We start from the raw sequence: 12,497 nt of genomic DNA, 5'->3' as shown, positions 1-12,497 counted from the left end.
CAGCCAGATAGAAAAAGGGCGTTGCCGGGGAGGCCCCTGCAACGCCCTGCGAGCACAGGCTCGGCTTAAAGCTTCCAGCGGACGGAGACGCCCACGGTGCGGTCGTAGTAGCGCACGTCACGCACCAGCGACGGGGTCTGGTCGAAGTAGTCGTGATAGGCCTGGTTGAGCAGGTTGGTCACGTCCACCGACATCGTGAGCTGCTTGTTGAAGCTGTAGCCGAAGGACGCGTCCAGCGTGCGCAGCGGCGCCACCCACAGCTCACGGCCGGTCGTGCGGTAGGGCTTCTCGGCCAGGAACTTGGCGCGCCAGTTGTAGGCCAGGCGGGCGTAGATCGGGCCCTGCTCGTACAGGCCGACGACGTTGTAGGCAGACTTGGACTGACCGAGGAAGGGACCTTGCGCGCCGGTGCTGGGGTCGGTCTGCTTGCCCGTCATGTAGGTGTAGTTGGCCTCCAGGCCGAAACCGCTCATCCAGCCGGGCAGGAAGTCGAAGAACTGGCGGTAGCTCAGCTCATAGCCCTTCAGATTGGCCTTGGCGACGTTGATCGGCTGCGAGATGCGGTAGGGCACGCCGTTGATGGGCGCCTCGACGGTCTGGATGAAGACGCGGTTCTTGAACTGGTGCTCGAAGACCGTGGCCGTCAGCGAGCCGGTGCGGGCGAAGTAGTACTCCAGGGCCGCGTCGACGTTGGTGGACTCCGTCGGCTTGAGCTGCGGGTTGCCGCCATTGGCCGTGCCGTAGGTGACGCCGCCGCCCGGCGGCGTGAAGGTCACGCCGGGGTTGTAATCGTTGAAGGCCGGGCGCTCGATGGTCTTGCCGGCGATCAGGCGGGCGTTGATCTTGGACGTCAGCTCGGCCTTCAGCGACAGCATGGGCAGCACGTCGGTGCGCGAGGTGTCGATGTTGACCGGCGTGATGACGCCCGTCTGCGCGTTGCGCGAGTTGCCCATCAGCTCCTGGTCGGTCTGCACGACGCGCACGCCCAGCACGCCGGTGACGGGCACGCTGCCGGCGCTGAAGCCGAACTTCAGCCGGCCGTAGACGGCCTTGGTCGTCTCGGTGTCGTCGAACAGCGTCATCGGGTCATAGGCCGTCAGCGCGCCGTTGCCATTGGTCAGCAGCTTGCGGAAGGCCTCGCCGTTGTTCAGCAGCCAGTCGCGGTCGGCATAGACATATTGCTTGACGCCGTAGTCACCCCAGGTGGCCGGCGACACCGAGAAGATGTCGGCCAGGGCCGCATCGGCGGTGGACTTGCCGACGGCCGAGAAGCTCGTCGTCCAGGGCATGGTGGTGGCGATGGACATGGCCTTGCGCTTGGCCAGGCGCACGCCGCCGGTCACCTCGCGGAAGAAGCCCTCGCCCAGGTCATAGGTCGCGTCGCCACGCCAGTCGGTGTTCTTGCCCTCGCGCTCGCCGCGCACGTCCACGCCGCCGTTGATGCGGAAGTTGGCCTTGCTGGCCAGGTCGAAGCCGGGGTAGTTGATGTAGCCACCGCCGTCCTGCACCTTGGCCACCGTGCTGGTGGGCGTGTAGCCGGTGTCCAGGATGCGGTTGACCCAGTCGATCTGGCTGTTGGTGCGGGCCAGCTCGGTGGACAGGCGCAGGCGGTCCGTCACGTCCCAATGGCCGCCCAGGGCCACCTGGGCGTTGCTGACCTGGTCGCGCTTGGCCTGGGTGGACGTGAAGCCCCAGCCCACATAGTTGGTGTTGGTCACCGTGTCCATGTAGTTGGTGCCGGGCTTGACGGTCACCGTCGAGCCCGGCTCGAAGACCGGCGCACCGGCGACGAGGAAGGACTGCTGGTAGCGGTGGTCGATGCTGGTGCCGAAGCCTTCCAGGTAGACCTCCTTGTCGGCGCTGGGCTTCCACTGCAGCGCGAAGTTGCCGGCCAGGCGCTTGCGGTCGCCCAGGTCCAACACGCGGCCGACGGCGTCGGCACCGACGATGCTGCGGCCGGCGTTGGTGAAGGTCAGCGGGTCACCGACCCAGGCGCGCTCGTCGTGGTACTTGCCGCGCTGGTAGGACAGGCCAACCAGCGCGCCGATCTCGCCGAGGTCGGTCTTCCAGCGGTTGGAGGCCATGCCCGACAGGTCGGGGTTGTTGACGTCGGCCTTGTCGCGGTGCTCCACGCGGCCGTTGACGAAGAGCTGGGCGCCCTTGAAGTCGAAGGGGCGGTTGGTGCGCACGTCGATGACGCCGGCCGTGCCGCCTTCGGGCAGCGTGGCCTCCTGCGTCTTGTAGACGTCGATGCGCTTGAGCATGGTGGCCGGCACGTCGGCCAGGAAGAGGTTGCGGCCGGCGTCGGAGAAGAACTCGCGGCCGTTCAGCAGCGTCGCGACACCGCCCAGGCCGCGCACGATGACGGTGCCGGCCTCGCCGTTGCCACGCAGCAGCTGCACACCGGTGACGCGGCCCAGGATCTCGGCCACGTTCTTGTCGGGGAACTTGCCGATGTCCTCGGCGACGATGGAATCGACGACCTGGTCGGAGTTCTTCTTGATGGCCTGCGCCGTCTCGGCCGAGGCGCGGGCGCCGGTGACGACGACGGTCTCCAGCTGGTTTTCCGCGGCGGCGGCCTGCTGGGCCAGCGCGCTGCTGCTCAGGGCGGCCAGCGCGGCGGCGGCGGTCAGGCGGAGGGCAAAGCTCGGCGAGCTTGCAAATTGGGCGCGCTCACGCTGCGGCGCCAGGCCTTGGTTCTTCATCGTGTCTCCGGGAATCGTTATGGGTAGGCTGGTCCAACCCAGTCAGCGTCGTCAGCCTCTCGGGGGCTGGTGTGGCTCGGGTCTGAATTCATGCTAGGGGGCCGACCGATTCGCGACTAATGACTATTTTGGTCTTCTCGATGTCGTTTTTCGCATCGTTACCGCGGGTATCCCCGGAGATGGGCAGAAACGCTCTAACGGCCTGTCGGGGCGCATCCGTATTATCAAAAACCAGTTTCCCAAGCCTTGTATCCATGACGCCTCCAAACCCCCGCCAACCCGCCGGCTTGTTTGTGCTGGCGGGCTCCGAGATGTGGGAGCGCTTCAGTTTCTACGGGGTGCGCTCGCTGCTGGTGCTGTATCTGGTCGAGGCGCTTCAATATTCCCGCGCCGATGCCCTGTCGGTATATGGCCTGTATACCGGCTCGGCCTTTTTCTGCGCCATCTTCGGCGGCTGGCTGGCCGACCGCTGGCTGGGCCAGCGCCGTGCTGTCGTGCTGGGCATGCTGCTGATGATGGGCGGCCACATCGCCTTGGGCCTGGACCTGCCGATCCCGCTGGCCCTGGGTTTGCTGGCCGTCGGCACCGGCCTGTTCAAACCCACGACGACGGCCATGGTCGGCGCGCTGTATCAGCCTGACGATGCGCGCCGTCAGGGCGGGTATACGGTTTTCTATATGGGCATCAATATCGGCGCGGCCCTGTCGGCGCTGATTGGCGGATACCTGGCCCAGCAATACGGCTGGAGTTACGGATTTCTGGCGGCCGCCGTCGGCATGGCCATCGGCGTGGTCGTGTTCTTGGCCGGCTGGCGCTGGTTGCCGCCCGTCACGGCGCCGGCCCCCGAACCGGCCCGCGCGGCCTGGGCTGACGTGCGGGCGCGACGCCGCATCCAGGTCATCCTGCTGATGTCGCTGGTGGCCATCTGCTTCTACCTGGGCTATGAGCAGGCGGCCGGCGTCATGACCCTCTTCGTGCGCGACCATGTGTCGCCGCAGCTGCTCGGCTTCGAGCTGACAGCGCCGCAATTCCTGGCCATCAACCCCCTGCTCGTCATCCTGCTGGCGCCGCTGTCGGCGCGGCTGCTGTCGCGGCTGGGCTGGCCGGAGTTCCGCGTCCAGGGCATCGGCATGCTGGTGCTGGCGGGCAGTTTCCTGCTGCTCCAGGCCCTGCAGGGGCTGGCCGACGGCGGCGCCAAGGTGCCGGCCTGGATGATGGTGGGCGTCATCGGCGTGCAGACCGTCGCCGAGCTGCTCGTCATCCCCATCGGCCTGGCCGTCGTGTCGCGCTATGCGCCGCTGGGCTGGGCGTCCACGCTGATGGGGGCCTGGATGCTGGCCAAGGCCACGGCCGGGCTGCTGGCCGGCCAGCTCTACGGCTGGCTGCTGCCGACGGGCCTGTCGCTGTATGCGCTGCTGACCGCCGTCTGCGTCGGCGGCGGACTGCTGCTGATGGCGGCTTCCGGCGCGCTGCGGCGCCACGCCGACATGGACGGGCTCAGCTCGCGACCTTGAGCGCCGCCTGGTGCAGGCGCACCATGTGATACGGGTCGGGCTGCAGGTCATGGCAGCCACCCGCCTTGCAGGGCAGGGAGTCGGCCATGTACCAGCCGCCATGCTCGGCATCGACCAGCTGCTTCTTGATCAGGCCCTGCGTCTGCTCGTAGCGCCGCCACAGGTCGTTGCGGCTGGTCGACTGGCCCGCGACGAGCAGGGCGTGCAGGCATTCGGCCTGCTGCCACCAGCCCTTGCGCGTCTCGGTCTTGCCGTCCGGGAAGGCCCTCAGCGCGCAGCCGCCGTCAATGTCGTCATAGCCGGCAGCCAGGGCATAGGCCAGCACGCGCTCGGCCACCTGGGCATAGATGGGCGAGACCAGGGCCCCGGTGGTCAGCAGATGGCTCCATTCGAACTGGTGGCCGATGTCGATATAGCCGCCGGCCTCCTTGGTGGCCAGGGGCTTCCAGTTCTCGTCGTACCACTCGGGAATGAAGGCGCCGCCGTCGGCCTGGCCCTGCAGCAGCTTGTTGGCGACGAAATCGCCCAGGCGGCGCGCGCCGGCCTCGGCCATCCTGTCGCCGGTGGCGTCGCGCAGGGCGAGCAGGGCCTCGAACATGTGCATGACCGGGTTCTGGGTGCGTCCGCCGGGGATGGGCTTGAAGTCGCGCTCGCACTCGTTGTAGAGGCCGCCGGCCTCATCGAAGAAGTGGAGCTCGATCTCGCGCCAGGCCTGCAGCGCCGCTTCGCGGTAGCGCACATCGCCGCCGATGCGGTAGACCTCGGACAGGGCCAGCAGCGCGAAGGCATGGCCGTAGGCCCGCTTGACGTTGCCGATCGGCTGCCCCTCAGGCCCCACGCTGTGGATGAAGCCGCCATGGACGGAATCGCGGAAGCGCTGCAGCAGATAGTCGGCGCCGCGCCGGGCCAGCTTGAGATAACCCGCGTCGGGAATGAACTCATGGCCGGCCGCGAAGGCATAGACGAGGCGGGCCTGGCTGGTGAGTTCCAGGGCTGCCTGGGGCAGGGGCTTCCAGGCGCGGTCGAAGGCCAGATGGAAGCTGCCGTCCGGCCTCACCCCATGCTTGTGCCAGTGCAGCAGCAGGGCCTCGAGGTCGTCGCGATGCCAGCCGGTGTCGATGCGGTTGCGAAAGCGCGCATCCGGATCGCTGCAGGCGGCCAGGGCTGCCAGCAGCCCGAGGACGGCGCGGCGGTCGAGCTTCACGTCAGCGACCATGGGGCCAGGTCGCCTTCTTGGTCGGGCCTTTGCTCGATTTGCCCTTGGCCGTCCACAGCTTGTAGGCCGCCGGCGTCAGCTCGCGCTTGAGCAGGGCCACCAGTTCGCCATGGCCGATGCCATGCGTCAGCAACACCTTGCTGTAGGGCGGCACATCCTCGAAGGCGGTGGCGATGACGCGCTTGACTTCTTCCGGGCTGAGTTTGGGGGCGGGCTTTGCCATGCCCCCATTCTGTCAGCCGAAACGCTGCATCACCCAGGCGGCAACCCCACCAGCTGCGGTGCTGGCAAACGTCCCCCATGCGGTATCGACGATGGCCAGCTTCAGTGGCCAGTGGCGCAGCGTGGCCAGGTTGGTCAGGTCATAGACGCCATAGGCCACCAGGCCGACCAGGGCGGCCCGAGCGATCTGCATGCCCAGTGGCTGGCCGGCCGGGAACAGGGCCAGGGCCACCAGGGCGGCCGGGAAGGCGAAATAGAAGATCAGGGCCGGCGCCCAGCGGATGGGGTCGGCCATCTGGGCGCCCATCTCCTGGCGGTAGAAGTCCTTGGCCAGCCAACCCAGCCACAGCGCGTCCAGCACGCCCATGACGAGCAGGGCGGCGAGATAAGGCTTCAGAAAGGCTTGCATGGCGTCGCAGTGTGCCTGCAGGCGCGCCGGCCTTCGCGTCGGAGAGGGCCGCGTCTTGCGCCGGCCAGTGCCGTCCTACAGCGGCTGTGGGGCCACGCTGGCACCACGGGCTGGGGTGCAGCCCCAGCATCGGGCCATCGACTGATTCATTGGCTCGCGCCACCCCAGCCATGAGCACCACCACTCCCCTCGTGACCCAGCCGGCCGCCATGCCCCGCCGGCGACCGGCGCTGTCGCTGCTCGCCTCCGAGCCTGCGCGCGCCACGCTTGAAGCCTGGCAAGCGCTGATGCACTGGCGCAAGCCAGCCGCCCAGGTCGGCGCCGGCCACACCGTGGTGCTGTTCCCGGGCCTCGGCACCGAAGGGCTTTCGCTGTGGCCGCTGCGCCGCCACCTGGAACGCTCAGGCTTTCGGGCCCTGGACTGGGGCCAGGGCACGAACATCGGCCCGCGCGGCGACGTCGACATCTGGCTGGAAAAGCTGGCCGAAAAGCTGCACGAGCGCGTCGCCCCGGCACGCGAGGTCAGTTTCGTCGGCTGGAGCCTGGGTGGCTTCTACGCCCGCGAGCTGGCCAAGCGCTGGCATGACCGCGTCCACCATGTCGTCACCATCGGCACGCCCTTCAACGGCAGTGTGGACGACACCAATGTCGGCTGGCTGTTCCGCCTGCTGAACGGCAAGCACGCGCCCAGGGAGGCCGCGCTGCGCGAACGCCTGGCCGAGCCGCCGCCGGTGCCGACCATCTCCCTGTACAGCCGCCGCGACGGCGTCGTCGCCTGGGAAGCCTGCACGCATGAGCGCCGCTGGCCGCTGGCCCGCGACATCGAGGTGCAGGCCAGCCATATGGGCATGGGCTGGGCACCCGAGGTGCTCCACCATGTGACCGGCGTGCTCGGCTGCCGCAGGAAGGCAGCCCCATGAACGCGGGCGAGAACGAACCCCTGCCCGCACCGCCGCCCGTGCCGGAAAAGCTGCCGCCGCGCGAGCCTGTCGTCCCCGTCAAGCTCGCCTAGACGACACCCTCAGCCGCCGCGCGTGACCGGCATAGCCACCCGGTCGGCCGGCAGCTTCATGTGGCTGGCCAGTTCCAGCTTGGCCAGCGAATTGCGGTGCACTTCGTCCGGGCCGTCGGCCAGGCGCAGCGTGCGCTGGTGGGCCCACATCATGGCCAGCGGCGTGTCATCGGAAACACCCATGCCGCCGAAGACCTGGATGGCCCAGTCGATGACCTGCAGCGCCATGTTGGGCGCGACGATCTTGATCATCGCGATCTCGGCCTTGGCGACCTTGTTGCCCACCGTGTCCATCATGTAGGCGGCCTTCAGCGTCAACAGGCGGGCCTGCTCGATCATGCAGCGCGACTCGGCGATGCGCTCCTGGGTGACGGTCTGCTGGGCGATGGTCTTGCCGAAGGCCGTGCGGGCGATGGCGCGTTCGCACAGCAGCTGCAGCGCGCGCTCGGCGGCGCCGATGCTGCGCATGCAATGGTGGATGCGGCCGGGGCCGAGGCGGCCCTGGGCGATCTCGAAGCCGCGGCCCTCGCCGAGCAGGATGTTGCCGGCCGGCACGCGCACATTCTTCAGCTCGACTTCCATGTGGCCATGCGGCGCGTCGTCGTAGCCGAACACGGACAGCGGGCGGATGACGCGGATGCCCGGCGTGTTGGCCGGCACGACGATCATGGACTGCTGCTCGTGGCGGCCAGCCTCGGCGTTGGTCTTGCCCATGACGATGTAGACGGCGCAGCGCGGGTCGCCGGCGCCGGAGCTCCACCACTTGCGGCCGTTGATGACGTAGTCGTCGCCATCGCGCTCGATGCGGCATTCGATATTGGTCGCGTCCGAGGAGGCCACGGCCGGCTCGGTCATCAGGAAGGCCGAGCGGATCTCGCCGCGCAGCAGCGGCTCCAGCCATTGGTCCTTCAGCGACTCGCTGGCATAGCGCTCCAGCGTCTCCATGTTGCCGGTGTCGGGCGCCGAGCAGTTGAAGACCTCGGGGGCCCAGAACACGCGGCCCATGATCTCGCACAGCGGTGCGTACTCGAGGTTGGACAGGCCTTCCGGCGCCCGGTTGGACTTGGGCAGGAAGAGGTTCCACAGCCCGGCCGCGCGGGCCTTGGGCTTGAGCTCCTCGATGACCTTCGTCGGCACCCAGGCGTTGCCGGCACGGCGGTTGGCTTCGACCTCTTCGAGATAGCGCCGCTCGTTGGGATAGATGTGCTCGTCGAAGAAGGCAAGCAGGCGCTCGCGCATCTGCGCAACCTTGGGGGAGTAGTCGAAGTTCATGGCGCGGCTCCTGATGCAATGGCGCCAGTGTGGCCCAGCCGGGCGCCGCGGCTTGTCGCCCAGGCGGCATGCCGAGGGCCGCAACAATGCGGGCGATGCCGACGCCCGCCGCCGACCTCGAAACCTGTCACCGCTGGGACATCCAGGCCCTGCGCGGCTGGGCCGTGGCCGGCGTGCTGCTGCAGCATGCCGCCCCCGGCCTGCTGCCGGGAGGCTATCTCGGCGTGGACCTGTTCTTCGTCATCTCGGGCTTCCTGATCACGGGCCAGGTGCTGAGCGGGCTGCGCGCCGGGCGCTTCAGCCTGGCCGGCTTCTACGCCCGCCGTGCGCGCCGCCTGCTGCCGGCCGCCTATGTCGTGCTGGCCTGCACGATGCTGAGCAGCCCCTGGTGGCTGACACCGCTGGAAGCCGCCGATCTGGCCCGACAGCATTGGGGGGCCCTGGGCTTCGCCAGCAATTGGGTGCTGTGGTCACAGAGCGGCTATTTCGACGTCGCGGCCGAGCTGAAGCCGCTGCTGCATTTCTGGTCGCTGTCGCTGGAAGAGCAGTACTACCTGCTGCTGCCGCCTTTGCTGCTGTTCGTCGGCACCGGGCGGCGCGGCCTGGGCCTGCTGCTCGCATTGACCGGCGCCAGCCTGCTTCTGGGCTTGGGCTTGCAGAAGTACGACGCGAGTGCGGCCTTCTACCTGCTGCCCGGCCGCGCCTGGGAACTGGGCATAGGCTCGCTGGCCGCCTGGGTCCATGCGATCGGCTGGCGCGCGCCTGCCGTCGCGCGGTGGCCGGCCGCCCTGCTGCTCGCGAGCCTGCCGCTGCAGCCCTTGCCGGACTGGCAGGGCATCGGGCATCCGGGCGCCAATGCCCTGCTGATCTGCGTCGCGACCGCTGCCCTGCTGCTCAGTGCGGGCCGGTCAGAGGCGCCTCGCGTCCTCGCTCCCGTCGTGCGGCTGGGCGACCTGTCCTATTCCCTCTATCTCGTGCACTGGCCGCTGATCGCCCTCGTCAACAACGCCTGGGTCGGCAGCCGCGACGCACCCGGCCTGGCGTGGGGCCGGTGGGCGGCTGCCGCGATCGCGCTGCCGCTGGCCTGGCTGCTGTGGCGCTATGTGGAGCAGACGACGCGGCGCTGGCCACTGCCGCGCACGCCCAAGGCCTGGGGGGTCGTGCTGCTGGCGACCGCTGCCCTCGCGCTGCTGCCCCTGCTGTTGCCCGCGGCGCCGGACCCAGGCCAGCCCGATGCGCGCCGGCCCAACTACGGCTTTGCGGCCCGCTGCGATCAATGGGAGCGCTGGGTGGACAGGCCCGAATGCCGCAGCGCCAGGCTGCCCGGCTGGGCGGTCTGGGGCGACTCCTATGCCATGCATCTCGTACCGGGTCTTGCCGTCATGGCCCCCGGGCTGCTGCAGGTCACCGAGTCTTCCTGCGGCCCCCTGCCCGGCATCGCCCCCTGGCGGCCCGAGGCGTCGGCCGGCGCCAGCTTCACCCGCGACTGGGCCCGCCAGTGCGAACGCTTCAACCGCTCCGCGCTGGACGCGCTGTCGGCTCCCGAGTCGCCTCGGCTGGTGCTGCTGTCCAGCCAGCTGACGCAATATCTGGGGCCGCCAGGCGGGCATCTGCTGAAGTTCGAGGCGGGGCAGGAAAGCGAGGTGCCGCAAGGGAAGGCGGAGGACGCGCTGGTGGCAGCCGCCACGCAGCTGGCCGAGTCCCTGCGCGCCCGGGGCAAGCGGCTGCTGTGGGTCTCACCCCCGCCCAAGGGCGGCCTCGATGCCGGGGCCTGCGTGGCGCGCCGGCAGCAGCAGCAGCTCACGCTGGGCGCGCCGGCCGACTGCAGCATCACACCCGCCGAAGCGCCGCTGCAGCTGCAACGGGCGGTGGCCTTGTTGAAGCGCTTCGAGAGCGAGGCTGGCGTGCCGGTGCTGTGGCTGGACGCCTCGCTGTGCCAGGCCGGCCGCTGCCGCACCGCCGACAGCGATGGCCTGGCCTACTACCGCGACTCCGGCCACCTGAGCGTCGAGGGCTCGCGCCGCCTGCTGCCGCAGCTGACCGACAAGCGCCGCGTCGAAGCCTTGGCGCGCTAGCCCGCCAGCAGCTTTTCCTCGGCCAGGGCCAGGGCCTGCGGGCTGCCGCTGATGACCAGGGTATCGCCGCCGGCCAGTGTCGCGCCGTCGACCAGCAGGCCCTTGCCGGTGGCGCGCCGCAGCGACACGACGGCCACACCGAGGGCGTGCAGGGCCAGGTCGTCCAGCAGCTTGCCGGCATGCGGGCTGGCGGTGGGCAGGGTGACGGAGGACAACCGGGCCTGGTCGAGCTCGTCGACGGTGTCATCGTCGGCACCATGGAAGTAGCCGCGCAGCAGGCCGTAGCGCTTGTCCCGCGCATCGCGGGTGATGCGGATCACGCGGCGCATCGGCACGCCGACCAGGGCCAGCGCATGCGAGGCCAGCATCAGCGAGCCCTCGATGGCCTCGGGCACGACCTCGGTGGCGCCGGCGGTCTTGAGCCTCTCGAGGTCGGTGTCGTCGATGGTGCGCACGACGACGGGCACGTGGGCGGCATGGGCGCGCACGAGGTCGAGGATCTTCAGCGCCGAAGGTGTGTCGTGATAGCTGACCACCACGGCGCTGGCCCGCGCCAGGCCCGCAGCCATCAGGCTCTGCACCTTGGCGGCATCGCCAAAGACGACGCTCTGGCCGGCCGCCGCGGCCTGGCGCACGCGGTCGGGGTCCAGGTCCAGGGCCATGTAGGGGATGTGCTCGCCTTCCAGCAGGCGGGCCAGGTTCTGGCCCGAGCGGCCGTAGCCGCAGATGATGACGTGGGCCTCGGACTGGATGCTCTTCTTGGCGATGGTGGTCAGCTGCACCGACTGCATCAGCCAGTCGCTGCTGGACAGCTTCATGACGATGCGGTTGCTGTACATGACCAGGATGGGTGTCATCAGCATGGACAGCACCATGCTGGCCAGCACCGGGCTGACCCACTGCGGTGCCACCAGGTTGTGCTGCGCGCCCAGGGTCAGCAGCACGAAGCCGAACTCGCCGGCCTGGGCGAGGTAGAGGCCGGTGCGCAGGGCCACGCCGGGCGGCGACTTGAAGAGACGGGCCAGCGCGGCGATCAGCGCGAACTTGGCCACCACCGGGGCCAGCGTCAGCAGGATGACCAGCCACCAGCTGTCCACCAACGGCCGCCAGTCCAGCTTCATGCCGATGGTGATGAAGAACAGGCCCAGCAGCACATCGTGGAAGGGCCGGATGTCGGTCTCCACCTGGTGGCGGTATTCCGTCTCCGAGATCAGCATGCCGGCGACAAACGCGCCCAGGGCCAGGCTGAGCCCGAAGTGCTCGGTCAGCCAGGCCAGGCCCAGGGTCACGAGCAGCAGGTTGAGCATGAAGAGCTCGTCGCTCTTGCGCCGGGCCACCAGGGTCAGCCACCAGCGCATGGCCTTCTGGCCGCCATAGAGCAGCAGGGTCAACAGGGCGGCGGCCTTCAACCCGGCCCAGGCCAGGGCGCTCATCATCTCGCTGCCACTGCTGTTCAGGGCCGGGATCAGCACCAGCAGCGGCACCACGGCCAGATCCTGGAACAGCAGCACGCCCATGACGAGCTTGCCGTGGGGGCTCTCCAGCTCCAGCCTTTCCGCCATCAGCTTGACGATGATGGCCGTCGAGCTCATGGCCATGGCCGAGCCCAGCACCAGCGAGCCCTGCCAGCCCATCTCCCAGGCGACGCCCAGCATGGCGAAGCCGACGATCAGCAGCGCATTGCCGGCCATGGCGCCGGCAATCGTCAGCGCCACCTGGGCCATGCCGATGCCGAAGACGGCCGTCTTCAGGGCCCTGAGCTTGGGCAGGTTGAACTCCAGCCCGATGGCGAACATCAGGAAGACGACGCCGAACTCCGCCAGGTACTGGATGCTGGCCGAATCATGGGCAAAGGCCAGGGCATTGGGCCCGATCAGCACGCCGACCGCCAGATAGCCCAGCATGGGCGGCAGCTTCAGGGAGCGGCAGATGACCACCCCGAGGACGGCAGCCACGAGATAGAGCAGGGCGAGGTCAAGGGAAGTCACCGCCGCATGGTATGCGGGCGGCAGCAAGGCGGCCGGCAGGCCGTCTCGGACGTGAAATCCGGCACTGGAAACCGATGCCATGCA

General features: G+C 69.0%; 9 protein-coding genes. 3 read left to right on the top strand and 6 right to left on the bottom strand.

What is annotated here, in order from left to right:
- Positions 1–65: 65 nt before the first annotated feature.
- Complete coding sequence (locus AC07OY_RS13365) at positions 66–2,705, bottom strand: TonB-dependent receptor (RefSeq protein ID WP_495043075.1); 2,640 nt, start codon at positions 2,703–2,705, stop codon at positions 66–68.
- A 254-nt stretch (positions 2,706–2,959) separates the two neighbouring features.
- Here AC07OY_RS13365 and AC07OY_RS13360 point away from each other — a divergent pair, with 254 nt between their 5' ends.
- The gene (locus tag AC07OY_RS13360) at positions 2,960–4,219 is read left to right on the top strand and encodes a peptide MFS transporter (RefSeq protein ID WP_495043074.1); all 1,260 of its coding nucleotides are present in this window, start codon (positions 2,960–2,962) and stop codon (positions 4,217–4,219) included.
- Here AC07OY_RS13360 and AC07OY_RS13355 read toward each other — a convergent pair.
- Genes AC07OY_RS13355 through AC07OY_RS13345 form a run of 3 tightly spaced genes read right to left on the bottom strand, consistent with a single transcriptional unit; the run spans position 4,203 to position 6,066 of the window.
- Entirely contained in the window at positions 4,203–5,435 is a 1,233-nt protein-coding gene (locus tag AC07OY_RS13355) for an AGE family epimerase/isomerase (protein WP_495043073.1), read from the bottom strand. The genes AC07OY_RS13360 and AC07OY_RS13355 overlap by 17 nt on opposite strands.
- Complete coding sequence (locus AC07OY_RS13350; RefSeq protein WP_495043072.1) at positions 5,425–5,658, bottom strand: DUF2805 domain-containing protein; 234 nt, start codon at positions 5,656–5,658, stop codon at positions 5,425–5,427. Before AC07OY_RS13350 ends, AC07OY_RS13355 begins: the two co-directional genes overlap by 11 nt.
- Positions 5,659–5,670: 12 nt before the next feature.
- Entirely contained in the window at positions 5,671–6,066 is a 396-nt protein-coding gene (locus AC07OY_RS13345) for a DUF2177 family protein (RefSeq protein ID WP_495043071.1), read from the bottom strand.
- 170 nt (positions 6,067–6,236) lie between these two features.
- On the opposite strand from AC07OY_RS13345, the gene AC07OY_RS13340 reads away from it, so the two are divergent.
- Positions 6,237–6,986 (top strand): esterase/lipase family protein, encoded by a 750-nt coding sequence (locus AC07OY_RS13340; RefSeq protein ID WP_495043070.1) that lies wholly within the window; start codon positions 6,237–6,239, stop codon positions 6,984–6,986.
- 101 nt (positions 6,987–7,087) lie between these two features.
- Here the strand turns inward: AC07OY_RS13340 and AC07OY_RS13335 are convergent, their stop codons facing one another.
- Positions 7,088–8,350, bottom strand: coding sequence for an acyl-CoA dehydrogenase family protein (locus AC07OY_RS13335; RefSeq protein ID WP_495043069.1), 1,263 nt, complete (start codon positions 8,348–8,350; stop codon positions 7,088–7,090).
- Positions 8,351–8,445: 95 nt separating this feature from the next.
- On the opposite strand from AC07OY_RS13335, the gene AC07OY_RS13330 reads away from it, so the two are divergent.
- Positions 8,446–10,425 carry an acyltransferase family protein gene (locus AC07OY_RS13330; protein ID WP_495043068.1) on the top strand — a complete coding sequence of 660 codons (1,980 nt, stop codon included), beginning with the start codon at positions 8,446–8,448 and terminating at the stop codon, positions 10,423–10,425.
- Here AC07OY_RS13330 and AC07OY_RS13325 read toward each other — a convergent pair.
- Positions 10,422–12,413, bottom strand: a complete 1,992-nt coding sequence (locus tag AC07OY_RS13325; RefSeq protein ID WP_495043067.1) for a cation:proton antiporter domain-containing protein — start codon at positions 12,411–12,413, stop codon at positions 10,422–10,424. The genes AC07OY_RS13330 and AC07OY_RS13325 overlap by 4 nt on opposite strands.
- Between the last annotated feature and the right edge of the window lie 84 nt (positions 12,414–12,497).

It is taken from the genome of Roseateles sp. GW821-FHT09H10 (assembly GCF_059415865.1).
This window is presented reverse-complemented; position numbering and strand designations above follow the sequence as displayed.